We start from the raw sequence: 16,913 nt of genomic DNA, 5'->3' as shown, positions 1-16,913 counted from the left end.
GTTATATTTGTTTTTAAGAAATCATTAACAAAACATGAGTACAAATACCGTAAAGACCAATTGGGCGCAATTTATCCCATTGGTAACCGTCTTTTTCTTCTGGGGCTTTGTAGCCGCGAGCAATGATATTTTGATCCCTGTTTTCAAAAAAGCCTTTAATCTTACACAAGGCCAAAGTCAGCTAGTTTCAGTAGCGTTCTACATTGCGTACACCGTGGGTTCACTGATTTACCTGTTCATCTCAAAAAGCCTCCGCGGAGATTTGGTGAATAAAATTGGGTATAAGAACGGTCTCATCTACGGCTTATTGATTTCGGTGGTTGGTACGTTGTTTTTCATTCCGGCAGCAAATAACAGTTCATTTATCCTGATGATCAGCGGACTTTTTGTAATCGGACTTGGTTTTTCATTACTTCAAATCGTGGCGAACCCGCTTGCAATTGCTTTGGGACCGAAAGAAACGGGCTCTCAGCGCTTGACGCTCGCCGGCGGAATCAATAATTTCGGTACAACTGTGGGTCCACTCATTGTGTCTTTCGCAATTTTCGGGTCTGCAAGCGCAGCCAATACCGAAGCGAGTATTGAAAGCGTAAAACTTCCGTATTTAGGGTTGGGAATCGCGTTTATTCTCGTAGCAATTCTGATTAAATTCTCCAAGTTACCGAAGATTACAAACGTGGTAAAAGAAGATACAGATGATTCGCCCGATGGGCATCACAGAACTTCGGCTTTCCAATATCCGCAGCTTGTACTTGGTATGATTGCCATTTTCGTCTATGTAGGCGTGGAAGTAGCAACGGCGAGTAACCTTCCTGCGTACATGGAGAATGACCTCGGTTTTGAAACCAAAGATATTGCTCCATACATTTCGCTTTACTGGGCATCACTTATGATTGGCCGATGGGGAGGCGCTGTAGAAGCATTTGATGTAACTGCCGGTGCAAAGAAAATCCTGACTTTCCTGGCTCCTTACCTGGCTTTTGGAGTGTTTCTCGCGGTAAATGCCATCGCGAAGCATGATTTAAGTCCATTTTATATCTACGGGCTTATTATTTTGGTAATGATCTTCGCAGATATCATGAGTAAAGGCAACCCCGCCAGAATGCTGCTTATTTTCTCGTCGCTGGGCATCCTCGCGCTACTCATCGGTATGGCCACAACAGGAATGGTTTCCGTATATGCTTTTACAAGTGTAGGTCTGTTCTGCTCAACGCTTTGGCCGTGTATTTTTGCACTTGCGATCAACGGTCTCGGCAAGCACACCAATCAGGGCTCCAGCTTCCTGATCATGATGATTATGGGTGGTGGTATCGTTTCATGGCTGCAAGGTATGTTGGCCGATATGACGAATATTCACTTCAGCTATATCATTGGCGTACTATGTTTCGCTTATCTGGTATTCTACGCGATTCGTGTAAGCGGAATACTGAAAACTCAGGGCATTGACCTGAACCAACTCAACAACAAAGGTGGACACTAAGAAAATATTTATAATGAAAAGATTTTGGGCAGGTTTATTACTTGCCCAATTTGTTTTGTTCTATATCCTCTCCGGGACAAAATTTTTTGTGGACGCGGCCGCCGCGCTGTTCGAGTACAAGAAAGTGGCTCATCAAAAACTTGCCTCTTACATACCGTTTTCGCTCGGAGATGTTTTTTATATTATAGTAGGTGTGTTCTTACTGCTGCTTTTAATTAAGATTATCAATAAAGCTACGCGGAGAAAAGCGTTTGTTCAACTATTAATTTTCATTAATCTGTTTTATTTCATTTACCAACTTTCGTGGGGAATGCTGTATTTTCAGGCGCCACTTTCGGAAAAATTGCCGAAGCGCGAAATCACTGTGGACCGAACCAAAACTCTGGCTCTCCTGTATCTTGAAAAATGCCGTGAAACCCGAAAACTTGTGGATGAAGATGAACGCGGAGTGTTTACATTCAAGCCGATCAGCTTGATTAAGTTAGAAATCTTAAACCGTCAGGAGGAGTTGCCTGCGGAGTTTAAAACCAAGACTGCGACCAAAATCGATGCCTTCAAACCCAGTTTATATCGCGGCATCGTCAGTTATTCCGGAATATTAGGTTATTACAATCCATTCACTGCAGAAGCGCAGTACAATGATCAGCTACCCGCGAGCTACATTCCGTTTACCCTTGCGCACGAAAGCGCACACCAGCTGGGTTTTGCACGTGAGCAGGAAGCCAATTTCATCGGTTACCTGATGGGCCGAAATTCTGAAAATGCAGCACTACGCTACTGCACCGAATATGCGGTGCTAAAGGCATTGCTAAATTCACTTTTAGAGGAGCACAAACCATTTGTAGACAGTGTATTGTCTCAATACTCAGCGGAAATGAAGCGTGACAGACAGGCCGAAATCAATTTCAGGAACAAACATAAAGGTAAGCTCGACGTGTTTTTTGGAATCACTAATGATTTATTTCTTAAAAGCAATCAGCAGGACGGAAGCGTGACGTATTCTTACTTTGTAGATTTACTTATCCGTTACGAAAGTGCCGAATAGGTAAAAAAAAGAATCGCACCTTACGATGCGACTCAAAACACAAATGATGAAAAAAAATTTAGCCTTGAATAAAACTTTACAGCCTTATTAAGACGGTGTAAAAGTATAATAAAAGTCTGACATGAACAAATAATTTACTCTGAGCCAGGGAAAATAATTAAAATCACGAGTTTAGGGAAAACGCTTTTTCTTTAAATTTTTTAAACAAACATTTAACAGATTATATTGAATTTCGGTTATAAATAGGAAATATTCAGCAGCAAATTATTATTGTACGGATTAATAAAATTTCAAAATATTTAAAAATTCTGAAAAAAATTTTATTTGAGTACGGCTTTTACGGTGAATTTTGACTTTTCAAGCAAGTTCACATTAAAAATGTCTTCATTAAAACGAAGTATTCTGTTTTGTATTTAACGAACTGAGGCGCAACCACTTTTTCAAAATATTTTTACAAGTTCAAACTAAAAAACAAAAAAGCCCAACAAATGTTGGGCTTTAAAGTGTAGCGAAGACGGGAATTGAACCCGTGACCTCAGGGTTATGAATCCTGCGCTCTAACCAACTGAGCTACCTCGCCAAAAGCTTTTTCGTGAAGAGTTTTCCTGTTTTAAAACCATATCAAACTGCCTCGCCGATTAAAGTGGTGCAAAGATAAAAATAATTTGGAACTCAGCAAACAAATTATAGACTTAAATAACTGATGACATCTGCCGCATGGCTCGGCTTCGCGATAATTTTATTTGAAGCGTCGAGCACGAAGTATGTAGGCGTGGCGTGAACATTATATTTTTCTGCTACAGTGCTGTACCAGCCTTTGAGTTCAGTATCATTAATCCAGGGAAGACTTTTCACTTTATTATTGTATGCGTCTCTGTCATTATCAAGCGAAAAGGCAATAATTTCGATTTTCTTCGCTTTCATCGCATTATATTTCTCGATCAGTTTCGGTAAATCGGCCTCGCAATGAGAACATGTGGATGCCCAGAATACAATAACTTTCCGGTCGGCTTTTACATCATAAACAGATTTTGCCGTGGTATTGGTGGCTTGATTGAAGACATAATTTGAAAACTGAGCGCCGACTTCTGTATTCACATTGGTAGCGATGGTTTTAGACAACCGTTCATTGATCGTACACTTCAGGTTTTTGGCTTCTGTAAGATATTTGTCCTTCAGATCTTTCATTTCATAAATGTCGAAAATCTCAATTAGTTCAGACAAAACGGTCTGCCCGCGCGGTGTTTCGGTATTTACGGCTTTTAGCAATTTATCCACGTCCGCACTCAGATCTGCACCCGGATTTACATTTAAATATGAGATCAAAACAGGTCGCAGAAGCGATGATGTTTCGAGGAGATCATTTGTATTTGAGAGGAAATTTATAATCTCACTATGCGTCAGTGAAGAAGCATTTTTCTTGTCTACAAATTTTGCATAATTCGTCTGGTAATAGCTCACAAACGGATTGGTCGCCATACTTTGCGCACTTATAGAAAGCTGTGCAATCTCTGTCTCCAGGGCTTTCCGGAAATTCGACGACGGCGGATAGTATTCTTTAATCTGATGAAGCGCCGGAAGTATATATTCACGTTTTTGCTGCGCATCCTGCAGTGAGTTCATCAGCGCGTTGCTCTGATCAAGGTACTGGATATTGCTGATCTTTCCTTTGTCAGCATCGAATTTCATCTTCACATCCCGGTTTTCAGATATAAAATTGATCGAGGCATTCGCTTCAGGAAAATACAGTTTCATCATTCCGCTGTATGGCTTATCAACGGAGATTTGCCACGTATTTTCTTTGCGGACTGCTTTGGTGAAAAGCATATCCTTCGAACCGTTCAGAGTATAGAGATAAACTTCTTTTGGAGTAAAAGTAGCAGCGGATTCGATATTTATTTTAAACTGTGCTGAAAGGCTGCTTACAGCCATCAGACCTGCAATTGCAAAAACTTTTTTCATACCGTAAATATAAAAAAACTCACCGGATAAAGCGGTGAGTTTGAGGTTTCGAAAGTTTTGTCTCAAGCTGTTTTGCGTTGAATTTTACGCTGGAAAAGCAGAATTAAGGATATGGCAATAAAAATTAAGACATATACATACAGATCAATAGGAGAAGCCGGTTCACCCGGACCTGTTCCACCGCCGCCACCGCCCGGCGGAGCCGGAGGCACCTCAGCGTTCATCACCGCATTTATTCCGGTAAATAGGAATAAATATATTTTATTTAATAGTTTCATAATTTGTGTTTTAGTTTTATCTGACGATTTTCGAACTCATTTTTTCACCGGTTTCCGAAACAGCCGTCACTATGTAACCTGAACTGTTTTTAGAAAGATCGAGCCTGAAATCTTCAGTTGTGCTCACATCTTTGCCCGAAATCACCAGTTTACCGCTCAGGTCGTAAACGTTTACGGTAGCTCTCTTCCATGCCGGATCAAAACGAATTACATACGCATCAGCGGCCCTGTTGAAGACCACCATGGTGCGTGAAGGTTTCACCGCGCCGCCGGCGCCCAGGACCTGCTGTGGTTTGCCGTAATATAAACTGTATTGGTCACCGGTAACGGGAACAATTTGGTTCTGAAAGATCTCAGATTCAACACCGTTAATATCCCGGAAGTAAAATCCGATACCGGTGGAGAGTGCATGAGTGCCGTCCGTAAGCAACTCTGTATTTTCTCTGATTTCAAATTTTAAGGACTTAATTCCGGTGCTGTACAGCGCGAGCGGAACGGCTTTGCCTGTAAAGTTTGCTTCATTAGCTTCATTGATGTAAAGCCAGTATGCATTAGAAAAAGCCGGATCTATTCCACCGGTCGTGGCGTTCTCTTCGAAAGTACCGATAATATTGTCACTTCCAAGTGTAGACTGCGTGGTAGCATCTGTTGTATGACCTGAAACCGCTGTAGGATACACTGCATAATAAGTCCGTGACATTTCTTCGCCAAATTCATCCAGTGCAATGACGCCCAACTGTTTTACCGAACCACCTAAATATCTGGCATTTACTGAATAATTACCGGATGTGCGCGGCGTGTTTTTAAACCTCCTTAAATTATCAAAAGACAAAGTCCGGTTACCGCCAGATTCAGCTGCATTATCTCTCATTTTAATTACAAATGTCTGCATGGGCTTGATGATAAGACCTACATCACCCACCGGTACGGGCGAACCTGAAGTAAAGTTGATAAATTTAGCACCAGTAGAATAGGTGGCGCCACCGGGAGTTGACTGCACCGTGCCCGGATCATAACGGATACCCTGAATTGCTGTCAACGCATTGTTATCGGTAGTAGATCCTGCTTCCACAATACCGATCATCCCTAGATCGAGGTTGGTGAGATATGGGTTACCAAACTGATACATATTGCGGCCAAATGTCCCTGTCCACAAATTGGTAGAAAAATCCCAGTTATCCTGCAGATAGGAGCTGTACCTTTCGTTATAGACGTTTCTCGCATTACCGCCGACGCCGAAATTAACACCCAAAGCAGCATCTTTCAGAAGTTCATTCACGCCGTTTGCTATCGGAACTCCTTTTACGGTGTATACACTTCCATTTGCAACGGGCGCATTGGCGGGCATTGCAGCAGGAGGATTTCCGGAATCGAAATTCTTTGATCCAAACATATAGTACGCTGTACTTTTCGGAGTGAGTGAAGTGACTGGAAGGTTTGCAGATACGACAGTGGCATTATTCCAGGTAAGCACTTCATCCTGGCTATAGCGGGTGTTTGAAAAAGTTTTCCCGAAAGTGCCGATTGCGTTCGTAGCTCCAGACAGTGACGTAATCACTTTATTATAGAAAGGCAATGCAATCTGCTGATACGTACCGTGTTTGGACGTACGGAACTCTTTGTCAACCACAGCAGTCAAGTTTGCACCCTGCGTAAGGCCCTGAATGTGCAGTTGCCCATACGTGGAAGGACTTGAAGTGGAAGAATGGTTCGCGGGGTTGTTTAACCGGAGAATAAAGTTTCCGCCATCGGATTTAGCAGCTGTTCCCGCTGCATTCAAAGTTTTAAATACATCAGAAGCGGAGCCCTGGATCATCACGTTTCCCCGTACATCAAAAAGCCCTGTACCAATAGTCTGCAGTCCACCGCCGTTATACACGAGTGTATTTTCGCCGACGAAAACTACTGCACTCTGGTTTACGTTCATCAGAACCTGAGCTGATACGGGAATACTTATCGTTAAAAACGATATCAGTAGTAAATTTTTTTTCATCTTGTTGTGTTTGTGTTTAAGCAAGGAGTACCTTACCCAATACAAATATATTTATTTTCAGGCAAACACAACAGAATAAATGAAAAGATTACAGGATTATCGTTTCGGAATCAAGAATAATCTCATCCTGTGCTTCTATATCGAACATAAAGTCTTCAAGCACCTTTTCCGTAGTTCCGCGCAGGCCACGGGCACCCAAACCTTTGTCCATGGTTTCAGCCACAATAGCTTCCACGGCTTCATCAGTGAAAACCAGTTTCACACCGTCCATCTTGAAAAGTTCTACAAATTGATTGATGATTGAGTTCTTCGGTTCGCGCATGATGCGGATCATCGTTTCTTTCGTAAGCTTCTCAAGATAAGTAACGATCGGGAAACGGCCTAAAAGCTCCGGAATCAGACCGAATTTACGGAGATCGATCGCATTGAGCTGACTTAAGATATAATCTTCATCCTCGGTTTTGCCCAATTTTTCGGCACTGAAACCAATCGCCTGCTTATTTAGCCTGCGCTCGATGATCTCTTTAATCCCATCAAAAGCGCCGCCCGCGATGAACAGGATATTCTGTGTGTTAACCTGGATGTACTTCTGGTCAGGATGCTTGCGCCCACCCTGTGGCGGCACATTTACGATGCTTCCCTCTAAAAGTTTCAAAAGTCCCTGCTGAACACCTTCACCCGAAACATCACGTGTAATACTCGGATTGTCTGACTTGCGCGCGATTTTGTCGATCTCATCAATAAATACAATACCCCGCTCAGCTTTTTCCACGTCATAATCCGCTACCATCAGCAGGCGCGAAAGTATGCTTTCCACATCTTCGCCCACATAACCGGCTTCCGTAAGAATGGTGGCATCTACAATACAAAACGGAACATTCAGTTCACGCGCAATGGTTTTAGCCAAAAGCGTCTTTCCCGTTCCGGTTTCACCAATCATGATGATGTTTGATTTTTCAATCTCAATCTCGCGGTTTTCGTCTTTGGCGTGAAGAAGTCTTTTATAATGGTTGTAAACAGCGATAGAAAGCTGCTTTTTAGCCTGATCCTGACCAATGACGTATTGATCGAGAAATGCTTTTATTTCTTTTGGCTTTTTCAGTTCAGCCATGCTGTCCGCCGGAGAATAAGAATCTGTTGCGGTGTTTTCTTTGATGATTGCGTGTGCCTGCTCAATGCAGTTTTCGCATATGAAACCTTCATTGCCGGAAATAAGGATCTGTACATCTTTTCTTTTCTTTCCACAGAATGAACATTGGTTCGAATTCATAAAATATAGTAGAGTTTAATAAAGTAGTCCCGCTAAAAAGCAAAACTTAAAAAATTTTTAAGCGCCGACGATATGCTGCTGAATCTCCATGTATTCCTCCTTTGAAAGAGTAAGACGCGGATTGGCAAAATTCATGTCGGCTGTTGAGCTGATCGGGATCAGGTGAATGTGCGCATGCGGCACCTCCAAACCCACCACAGCTACAGCAATACGTTTACCAGGATAAGCCACCTTCATTTTGTTGGCAACCGAGTGTGCAAAAGCCCAAAGTTCTTTAAAGTCATCCGCTTCCAGATCAAAAATCAGATCGGTTTCCTGCTTCGGAATGACAAGCGTGTGCCCTTCAACTAGGGGCATAGCATCCAGGAACGCAAGATGGCGGTCGTCTTCGGCAATCTTATAAGATGGAATCTCACCTGCGATAATTTTGGAAAATATTGAACTCATGGCCGGTACTGTTTAAATAAACAATTAAAGTGAAATCTCGAGCACTTCGAACGAAAGTTTATTTCCGTTCGGCAGCACGATGTCCGCTGTTTCACCCACTGTCTTACCTAAAAGCCCTTTCGCGATCGGTGTGTTAACCGAGATTTTGCCAGATTTCAGGTCGCTCTCGTTATCAGGCACCAGTGTAAATTTCTGCTCAGTTTTTGTAGCGCTGTTTAGTAAGCGAACAGTGGTAAGTATCGATACTTTGGAGGTATCAAGTTGTGTTTCGTCAATCACCTTAGAATTTACGATGAAGTCTTTCAGCTTCGAAATTTTCATCTCAAGCATGCCCTGCGCTTCTTTCGCCGCATCATATTCCGCGTTTTCAGAAAGGTCGCCTTTATCACGCGCCTCAGCGATCTGCTGGGTAATCTTTGGGCGCTCTACGGTTTCAAGCTGCTCCAGTTCTGCCTTCATTTTATCTAAACCATCTTTGGTTACATAACTTGCCATAATAAATGTGTTTAAGGTGAGTATAAAAAAATAATCCGACATTTGCCGGACAATCATTTCTGTGTAAATTCGTTTTACAAATATATAAATTTATTTCGAATGACGGTGAAATTTTCGTCCGCTATTTCTGCAATCGCACTCATTTTCAGCCTACTAATCCTATCATCTTGCCGCGAAAGGGAAGAAACTGTGCGCTGCTTTCCCGATGTTCCGGTAAACGTGATTCTGAACCTCAATCTTCCTGCTTATTATGAGCTACAAAATGTGAACGGATGGATTTATGTAAACGAACAGCAGGCCGGGACACGTGGCCTCATCGTAGTGCGGACCACCAACGGATTCAAAATTTATGACCGCAACGCACCGCACCTTTGCCCCGGAAACGACACCACGCTGCGGGTAGAAAACGGCATCCGCATTGTTTGTCCGCAAGATGGCGCCGAATGGATCCTGATCACCGGTGAACCAATCAAAAACGCGCAGATCTCACCTAAAACATATCGTTACAACCTCGATCCAAGCGGTATTCTTACGATTTTTAATTAAATATTTAATGAAAACGGTCATTCAAAGAGTTTCACAGGCGGATGTGAAGGTGGACGGAATTGTTGCCGGTGAAATCGGTTACGGACTTTTACTACTGGTAGGGATCGATGAAAATGATTCGACTGCAGATGTTGACTGGCTCGTGCAGAAAATTCTGAACCTCAGGATTTTTGGGGACGATGAGGGCAAACTCAACCTTTCCGTTAAGGATATTAAAGGTGAAATACTTTGTATCAGCCAGTTTACGCTGATCGCAGATTACAAAAAAGGCAATCGCCCATCATTCATAAATGCGGCAAAACCGGACAAAGCGGTTCCGTTATTTGAATATTTTAAATCAGAAATTGCGAAATCGGGCCTTAGAACCGAAAGCGGAATTTTCGGCGCTGACATGAAAGTTTCACTGCTCAACGACGGTCCGGTGACGATCGTGATGGATTCTAAAACCAAAAATTAATGCAGAAATCTCATCGCGAAAGTTAATTTTAAATATATTTGATTTTAACTAAAAAATATGCGGATGAAAATTCTTTCCTTCCTGATCTTATCATGTTTTCTTATTGGTTGCAAACCTGAAAAGCCCTCTCAAACAATCGTTTCGGCTGAACAGCTGCGGATTGACTCCATCAACGCACAACGCAGGAAGTGGAATGACAGTATCGCGATCCGCAATCAGCAAAATATCTTCAAAGACGAAAGCGGCAGCCACCGCCTGACATTCAGTTCGGATGGTGTGGCACCGTTTTCCGGAAATATAAAATTTGAAAAAACGTACCGTGATACCTATTCAGTTTCAGGAAATGCGGCGGCAGGAAGCAACAAAGTTTCTGTGAACGGGGAAATTATTAAAGTATCGGAGAGACATTTAAATTTCGATGGGGAGATCAGGCAGAAAATTAACGGCAAAACTTTTGTTCGGAATAAAAAGACAACATTCTTGAACGAAGGAAAAGGCAACTTTTACCGACTTCAAAACAAGGTAAATGCTGACGGATTCATCGATTACATCGACATTTACTTCAAATAAAATCAGACGATATGCTTCACTTCGAAATAGCCGGCAGCGGCAAAGAAAAACTGGTAATGCTCCACGGTTTTATGGAAAACAGCACCATCTGGAATGAAATGGAACCCCGACTTTCTGAAAAATTCTCGCTCATAAAAATCGACCTTCCGGGCCACGGAAAATCACCAATTTATGCGAAAGTACACACCATGGAACTGATGGCGGAAAAGGTGAAAGAAACTTTGGACAGCTTAAGTATTTCAAATTTCCATCTGCTTGGACATTCTATGGGAGGCTACGCTGGGCTGGCATTTGCTGAAAAAAATCCGGAAATGGTGAAATCGCTCACGCTGTTTTTCTCAAGCTTTCTGGCAGACGATGATGAAAAAAAGGAACAGCGCCGAAAAAGTCTGCGAGTGATTGCAGAATCTTATCCTTCGTACGCAAGGGCGGGAATACCGAATCTGTTCAGCCAAAATGAAAAAGATATTTTAGAAGGCAAGATTGAAACGGCAAAAGAAATCGCGCTCACTACTCCCGTAGAAGGCGTTTTGGCCGCAGTGAAAGGGATGATAGAGCGCACCGACAAATCGAAGCTACTGCAGTCTTTTCCGGGAAAAATTGTTGTAATTGCCGGAAAGCATGACGGTGCAGTGAAAAGCGAGAGTATATTGCGTCAGTTGCCCGACAAAACCAACATCAAATCTTATCTGCTCGATTGCGGACACAACGGACACTGGGAAAAGCCTTCAATTTGTGCCGAAATAATCAATACGGAACTTCTGCACAATTTGCCTAAAAACCTGCTGTTTTAAATGGGAATCGGCATTCTGATATTGTCAGCGCTTCTTTCGCTGTTTTTCATTCCAATCCCTATTATCTACAGGGTATTTGACAAAAACGGACCAAAAAACTTCTGGAAGTTTACCGCTTTTATTGCGTTTCTGTACGTTTTGGCAGTGTGTCTGCTGTTATACTCCGCGTCAATGTCTGATTACTAAAAATCTTCAGCCTCGATCTTTTCTTTAAAATCTTCGATGGTTCCTTCTAAATCTTTAAAGTATTTTCCGCCCGCAGCGTTGATATGTCCGCCGCCATTGAAATGATTTCTTGAAAACTGATTGACGTCCACATGATCTTTGGACCTGAAACTGATCTTGATGAAATCTTCATAAAGATCTTCCATAAAAAAGGCCGAAACCTGTGTCCCGAGAATGCTGAGACCATAATTAACAAACCCTTCTGTGTCACCTTTCTGGAAACCGTACTGCTTCAGTTCGTCCCTTTTTAAATATAAAACAGCTACTTTACCGTCTTTCACCACTTCTATTCGGCCTAAAATCAGCGCCAGCAAATGCAGCCGGGAAACCGTGTTCGTGTCCCAGGTATTTGAAGTAATCATCGCGGGATCGGCACCTTTTTCAATCAAATTAGCAACAATCCGGTGCGTTGTGGCGCTTGTAGAGCGGAATCTGAAGCCGCCGGTGTCTGTCATGATACCGGTATAAAGACATTCTGCGATATCCTGATTCACTTTATCTTCCTCTTCCAGCGCCTGAATGAAATGATAGATCATCTGCGAGGTGGCCGGAACCGTAACATCCGAATACACAAAATCAAAATCGTCGGGCTGCTGATGGTGATCGATCAGAATTTTGGTAGCGCGCGCCTTCTCAAGCCACGGACCTACAAGATTTCCGCTGCGGTGGGAGGCATTAAAATCCAAAATAAAAATAATATCGGCGTTGTATATAGCTTCGCCTGCAACTTTGCGTTTGTAATCTGCAATGATAATTTTTTTGGCTTCCGGCATCCATTTAAGAAACTTCGGAAAGTCATTCGGCACGATCACTTCTGCTTCAATTCCTAACTGACGGAGAAAATGTTTAAGGCCTAAACTGGAGCCAATTGCGTCACCATCAGGATTATAATGCGTAATAATGACAATATTTTTGTCCGGTGTAAGTATATTTTTAATGGAGGCTAACTCAGAAGACGTGAACATGTGTTTATTTATTTTTTTGAGATTTCAAATATAAGTTTTTAATATGCAAGCCTCCATAGGAAAGAACATTTCAAAACCAGATTTAAAACAAATTTTAATTTAAATTTGCACTCGCAAAGACGGATGCCTTGGTAAATAATGCACGGACCCAGCGCAACGATGCGGGAAAACCGTTTACACGAAATGAAAATCAATATTGTCTTAAAAATTATTGATTAATATTTGCAGAAAATAAAAACTTCGCTATCTTTGCAGTCTGAAAAATAAGACAGCGTTTATACTTAAAAATATTAGCAATGAGCAAAAGAACCTTCCAACCATCCGAAAGAAAAAGAAGAAACAAACACGGTTTCAGAGAGAGAATGTCGACGCCTAACGGAAGAAGAGTTCTGGCAGCGAGAAGAGCAAAAGGCAGAAAGAGTTTAAGCATTAGTGCAGTTCGCGCTAAGAGATAACCTCAGAAATTATCATACAAAAACATGCTTGAAAAGTAATTTTTCAGGCATTTTTTGTTGTTAAAATTTGCCAATTAGGCTTTCTTCAGGAAAGTTTTATTTATTTTTGAATGTAATTCATTCATCATTACAATGCCCGGTTCTACGGGTTTTTACTTAAATAATAAAGAAGCATTATGCCACACTCCTCTCACGAAGGTCAAGATGTAATACAACTAAATAACGCTAAAATTGCGCAGAAAAATTTCACGGTTCTCAATGCCGTGAATCTTAATATAAAACGGGGCCGCTTCTGCTACCTCATCGGGAAAACCGGTTCGGGGAAAAGTTCCCTTCTCAAGACACTCTACGGGCACATCCCTCTTTCCGGAGGTCAGGGAACTGTGGCTGGTTTTAATCTTGAAAATCTTCGCGCCTCAGACGTACCCAATCTGCGCCGTAAACTGGGCATCGTTTTCCAGGATTTTCAGCTGCTGACGGACAGATCAGTGGAAAAAAATCTAAGATTCGTTCTTGAAGCTACCGGCTGGAATGACAAAACAAAGATTGATGACCGTATCAATGAGGTGTTGGCCAGTGTCGGAATGAAATCGAAAAAACACAAGATGCCACACGAACTCTCGGGTGGTGAACAGCAGCGTATCGCGATCGCACGCGCGCTTCTGAACCATCCTGAACTTATTCTTGCCGATGAACCTACCGGAAACCTCGACCCGGAAACTTCGAACGAAATCATGACTCTGCTGAAGCAGGTTGCATTTGAAAATAATTCGGCGGTGGTGATGGCGACGCATGACTATCACATGATCCAAAACTTCCCGGGTGAAGCGATTCGCTGTGAAGACGGCAAAGTGACTGTGCTGAATACAATGGAACTTTTCGAGTAAAGAACTGGAAATAATTAAACATAAAAAATCCTGCAAAATAATTCTGCAGGATTTTTTTATGTATTGTCTAAACCGAATCTTTAGCCTTTGAACTGACCCATCGCGATGAATTTGTCCTGGCGCTGAGTTTCGAGCTCTCTCCCGCTGAATGCCGAAAATGCTTTGATATTCTGAAGGATTGAAGTTTTCAGGTTATCAAACGCCACCTGAGGTTCGTAGTGAGCTCCACCAAGCGGCTCGGGAATGATCCCGTCAATGAATTTTTCGCGCAAAGCATCTTGCGGAGTCAGTTTCAGTGCGTTAGCTGCATCTTCCTTATGATCCCAATTTCGCCATAGGATCGACGAACAACTTTCAGGTGCGATAACGGTGTACCACGTGTTTTCTAACATATAAACCTTGTTTCCAACACCAATTCCCAATGCACCACCACTTGCTCCTTCGCCAATAACGTACACGAAAATCGGAGTTTTAAGCATCGTCATTTCAAAAATATTTCTTGCAATTGCCTCTCCCTGACCGCGTTCCTCTGCTTCAAGACCTGGATAAGCTCCCGGTGTATCTACCAATGATATTACTGGAATTCTAAATTTTTCCGCCAACTTCATCAGGCGAAGTGCCTTGCGGTAACCTTCCGGATTGCTCATCCCAAAACGGCGATGCTGTCTTTCTTTGGTAGTACGACCTTTTTGCGTCCCGATGATCATCACGCGCTGACCGTCAATAGTAGCCAAACCGCCGATCATCGCCGGATCATCCGCAAAGTTACGGTCACCGTGAAGCTCAAGAAAACTGTCTTTATCTACGATTCCTTTAATGAAATCGAGCGTATAAGGACGGTCCGGATGACGCGAAAGCTGAACACGCTGCCACGGCGTGAGGTTTCCGTATATTTCTTTCTTTTTCTCTGTAATTTTATCTTCAATTTGCGAGCACGCAAGTTTTACATCTACGCCACTTTCTTCACCCACCAAAGAACAGGTTTGGTACTGGTCCATCAGGTCTTTAATGGGAAGTTCAAAATTTAGGTATTCCATTGCTTCGGTTAAGAATTAATCTTTCAAATTTAGGGAAATTTATAGAAATCAGGCGATATTATTCACAGCATTTCGAATTCGTGCCACGCTTTCATCAAGGCCTAAAACCTCCAGAATCTCCGGTACATCGGGGCCTTTCAGTTCACCTACAAGCGCCAGACGCAGAGGCATCATCACCTTGCCCATACCCAAACCTTTGCTTTCTGCAAACTGATGAATGCTTTCCTTTAAAGCAACCGCTTCAAAAACTTCAGCATTTTCGAGCGTTTCTGCAAGGTTGTTCATCACTGCTGCAGCATCAGGATTCCAGGCTTTCTTCACTGCTTTTTCGTCATACGTTGCAGGAGCCTCGAAGAAGAAAAGTCCATCGCGGTAGATATCTTTCACAAAGACAGCGCGGTCTTTCATCAAAGAAATAACATTGAGAAGTTTTTCGTCGCTGCAGTTATTGAAATTTGCACCTTCCACTTCTTTAAGTGAAGGTAAAATCTCGTCTGCCGTTTTTAGTTTTATATACTCATGATTGAACCATTCGGCTTTTTCTTTATTAAAACGGGCGCCGGCTTTATGTACTTTATTCAGGTCAAATTCCGCAGACATTTCCGCGAGAGACAGGATTTCGCGGTCATTCGCGGGCGTCCAGCCGAGCAGGGCAACCATATTGATGAAAGCTTCGGGAAGATAGCCTTCCTCGCGGTAACCTTTTGAAATATTGCCAGTTTCAGGATCTTTAAAATTTAATGGAAATACCGGAAACCCGAATTTGTCGCCATCACGCTTGCTGAGTTTGCCTTTACCTTCAGGTTTAAGAATTAAAGACAAATGCGCAAACTGAGGTCTCTCCCAGCCCATCGCCTCATATAATAGATAATGAAGTCCAAGCGACGGCAACCACTCTTCGCCGCGGATCACATGAGAAATCTTCATTTCGTGATCATCGATGATATTGGCAAAATGATAAGTCGGCATTCCGTCTTGTTTTACTAAAACCTTGTCATCAAGTGTATCGGTGTTTACAGAGAATCTTCCGCGAATGATGTCTTCAAGGTTCAAAACTCTGTTTTCCGGCATCTTAAAACGCACGACATAAGGTACTTTTTGCTCCAAAAGGTGCTTCACTTCCTCTTCGGAAAGTGTAATTGAATTTTTAAGACGGTTCCGCGTGATGAAATTATAAGCAAAAACATCACCTTTTGCTTCATACTCTTTACGAATCTCATCGAGTTCTTCCGGCGTATCAAAAGCCAGATATGCGTAATCTGTTTTAAGGATCTGTTCTAAATATCTGTCGTAAATCTCACGGCGCTCAGACTGTCTGTACGGTGCATAGGGACCGCCGTGTTTTGGGCTTTCATCAGGAATGATTCCGCACCATGCCAGCGCTTCCATAATATAGTCTTCCGCACCTTCTACATATCTGGCTGTATCTGTATCTTCGATCCTCAAAACGAACTCGCCGCTCTGGTTTTTAGCAAAAAGATAATCATACAGGGCCGTTCTTACGCCACCAAGATGCAGAGGCCCGGTAGGGCTGGGTGCAAAACGCACTCTTACTTTGTTCATACCTGAAAATTTAAGGTGCAAATTTAGGTAAAAAATGAGTGGTTGAAAATGTTGGGATATTTTATTTAGTTTTGCATTTAAATTAGTGAAAAATGCTTGAAGTAGGTGACAGACCGTGGGGAAAATATTATGTTTTGGCTGATGAACCACACTACAAACTAAAACGGATTGAAGTAGAGCCTGGACATAAATTATCTTACCAATATCACCACCACCGCCAGGAATACTGGACGGTTGTGCAGGGAAACGCGGTGGTAACACTGGATGACCAAGATCACAGCCTCTCTTATGGCGAAAGCATATCAATACCTCAAGGCGCCCGCCACCGGATAAAAAACACAGGCTCAGACCTGCTGATTTTCGTGGAAGTACAGACGGGTACGTATTTTGGTGAAGATGATATCGTGAGACTTGAGGATGATTATAAAAGGATATAAACCACTG

At 42.5% G+C, this 16,913-nt stretch carries 18 protein-coding genes and 1 tRNA gene; 9 read left to right on the top strand and 10 right to left on the bottom strand.

Features of this window, described 5'->3' with window-relative positions; translation table 11 throughout:
- The first annotated feature begins 34 nt into the window (after positions 1-34).
- Positions 35-1,480 (top strand): MFS transporter, encoded by a 1,446-nt coding sequence (locus QEP06_RS09435; RefSeq protein WP_285270026.1) that lies wholly within the window; start codon positions 35-37, stop codon positions 1,478-1,480.
- Between the two features lie 13 nt (positions 1,481-1,493).
- The gene (locus tag QEP06_RS09430; protein WP_285270025.1) at positions 1,494-2,525 is read left to right on the top strand and encodes a DUF3810 domain-containing protein; all 1,032 of its coding nucleotides are present in this window, start codon (positions 1,494-1,496) and stop codon (positions 2,523-2,525) included.
- A gap of 506 nt (positions 2,526-3,031) precedes the next feature.
- Here the strand turns inward: QEP06_RS09430 and QEP06_RS09425 are convergent.
- The 7 genes from QEP06_RS09425 to greA all read right to left on the bottom strand — a co-directional run bounded on the left by QEP06_RS09425 (position 3,032) and on the right by greA (position 8,970).
- Positions 3,032-3,105, bottom strand: a tRNA-Met gene (locus QEP06_RS09425).
- A 104-nt stretch (positions 3,106-3,209) separates the two neighbouring features.
- Complete coding sequence (locus tag QEP06_RS09420; RefSeq protein WP_285270024.1) at positions 3,210-4,487, bottom strand: peroxiredoxin family protein; 1,278 nt, start codon at positions 4,485-4,487, stop codon at positions 3,210-3,212.
- 62 nt (positions 4,488-4,549) lie between these two features.
- Positions 4,550-4,765, bottom strand: coding sequence for a signal peptidase (locus tag QEP06_RS09415; RefSeq protein WP_285270023.1), 216 nt, complete (start codon positions 4,763-4,765; stop codon positions 4,550-4,552).
- Positions 4,766-4,781: 16 nt separating this feature from the next.
- Positions 4,782-6,758, bottom strand: a complete 1,977-nt coding sequence (locus tag QEP06_RS09410) for a T9SS type A sorting domain-containing protein (RefSeq protein ID WP_285270022.1) — start codon at positions 6,756-6,758, stop codon at positions 4,782-4,784.
- 88 nt (positions 6,759-6,846) lie between these two features.
- On the bottom strand, positions 6,847-8,028 hold the full coding sequence (clpX, locus tag QEP06_RS09405; RefSeq protein ID WP_285270021.1) for an ATP-dependent Clp protease ATP-binding subunit ClpX: 1,182 nt from the start codon (positions 8,026-8,028) through the stop codon (positions 6,847-6,849).
- Between the two features lie 57 nt (positions 8,029-8,085).
- Complete coding sequence (locus QEP06_RS09400; RefSeq protein WP_285270020.1) at positions 8,086-8,475, bottom strand: HIT family protein; 390 nt, start codon at positions 8,473-8,475, stop codon at positions 8,086-8,088.
- Positions 8,476-8,499: 24 nt separating this feature from the next.
- Entirely contained in the window at positions 8,500-8,970 is a 471-nt protein-coding gene (gene greA / locus QEP06_RS09395) for a transcription elongation factor GreA (RefSeq protein ID WP_251832124.1), read from the bottom strand.
- A gap of 99 nt (positions 8,971-9,069) precedes the next feature.
- Here greA and QEP06_RS09390 point away from each other — a divergent pair, with 99 nt between their 5' ends.
- The 4 genes from QEP06_RS09390 to QEP06_RS09375 all read left to right on the top strand — a co-directional run bounded on the left by QEP06_RS09390 (position 9,070) and on the right by QEP06_RS09375 (position 11,337).
- Complete coding sequence (locus QEP06_RS09390) at positions 9,070-9,516, top strand: hypothetical protein (protein WP_285270019.1); 447 nt, start codon at positions 9,070-9,072, stop codon at positions 9,514-9,516.
- A gap of 7 nt (positions 9,517-9,523) precedes the next feature.
- A complete protein-coding gene (gene dtd, locus QEP06_RS09385) occupies positions 9,524-9,973 on the top strand; it encodes a D-aminoacyl-tRNA deacylase (protein WP_285270018.1) in 450 nt (149 codons plus the stop codon).
- 63 nt (positions 9,974-10,036) lie between these two features.
- Positions 10,037-10,543 carry a hypothetical protein gene (locus QEP06_RS09380; RefSeq protein WP_285270017.1) on the top strand — a complete coding sequence of 169 codons (507 nt, stop codon included), beginning with the start codon at positions 10,037-10,039 and terminating at the stop codon, positions 10,541-10,543.
- An 11-nt stretch (positions 10,544-10,554) separates the two neighbouring features.
- Positions 10,555-11,337 (top strand): alpha/beta fold hydrolase, encoded by a 783-nt coding sequence (locus tag QEP06_RS09375; protein ID WP_285270016.1) that lies wholly within the window; start codon positions 10,555-10,557, stop codon positions 11,335-11,337.
- Between the two features lie 182 nt (positions 11,338-11,519).
- On the opposite strand, the gene QEP06_RS09370 is transcribed toward QEP06_RS09375, so the two are convergent.
- Positions 11,520-12,527 carry a DHH family phosphoesterase gene (locus QEP06_RS09370; RefSeq protein ID WP_285270015.1) on the bottom strand — a complete coding sequence of 336 codons (1,008 nt, stop codon included), beginning with the start codon at positions 12,525-12,527 and terminating at the stop codon, positions 11,520-11,522.
- A gap of 296 nt (positions 12,528-12,823) precedes the next feature.
- On the opposite strand from QEP06_RS09370, the gene rpmH reads away from it, so the two are divergent.
- Entirely contained in the window at positions 12,824-12,982 is a 159-nt protein-coding gene (gene rpmH, locus QEP06_RS09365; RefSeq protein WP_285270014.1) for a 50S ribosomal protein L34, read from the top strand.
- A 176-nt stretch (positions 12,983-13,158) separates the two neighbouring features.
- The gene (locus QEP06_RS09360) at positions 13,159-13,869 is read left to right on the top strand and encodes a cell division ATP-binding protein FtsE (RefSeq protein WP_285270013.1); all 711 of its coding nucleotides are present in this window, start codon (positions 13,159-13,161) and stop codon (positions 13,867-13,869) included.
- 80 nt (positions 13,870-13,949) lie between these two features.
- On the opposite strand, the gene QEP06_RS09355 is transcribed toward QEP06_RS09360, so the two are convergent.
- Together QEP06_RS09355 and gltX are read right to left on the bottom strand one after the other, a co-directional pair.
- Positions 13,950-14,906 (bottom strand): acetyl-CoA carboxylase carboxyltransferase subunit alpha, encoded by a 957-nt coding sequence (locus QEP06_RS09355; RefSeq protein ID WP_285270012.1) that lies wholly within the window; start codon positions 14,904-14,906, stop codon positions 13,950-13,952.
- A 48-nt stretch (positions 14,907-14,954) separates the two neighbouring features.
- On the bottom strand, positions 14,955-16,469 hold the full coding sequence (gltX, locus tag QEP06_RS09350; RefSeq protein WP_285270011.1) for a glutamate--tRNA ligase: 1,515 nt from the start codon (positions 16,467-16,469) through the stop codon (positions 14,955-14,957).
- 92 nt (positions 16,470-16,561) lie between these two features.
- Here gltX and QEP06_RS09345 point away from each other — a divergent pair, with 92 nt between their 5' ends.
- Positions 16,562-16,906 carry a phosphomannose isomerase type II C-terminal cupin domain gene (locus QEP06_RS09345; RefSeq protein WP_251832134.1) on the top strand — a complete coding sequence of 115 codons (345 nt, stop codon included), beginning with the start codon at positions 16,562-16,564 and terminating at the stop codon, positions 16,904-16,906.
- Positions 16,907-16,913 lie beyond the last annotated feature (7 nt).

The sequence above is a fragment of the Kaistella rhinocerotis genome, assembly GCF_030243905.1.
Taxonomy (GTDB): domain Bacteria; phylum Bacteroidota; class Bacteroidia; order Flavobacteriales; family Weeksellaceae; genus Kaistella; species Kaistella rhinocerotis.
The sequence above is the reverse complement of the archived record's forward strand: the minus strand, read 5'-3'. Positions and strand labels throughout refer to the sequence as shown.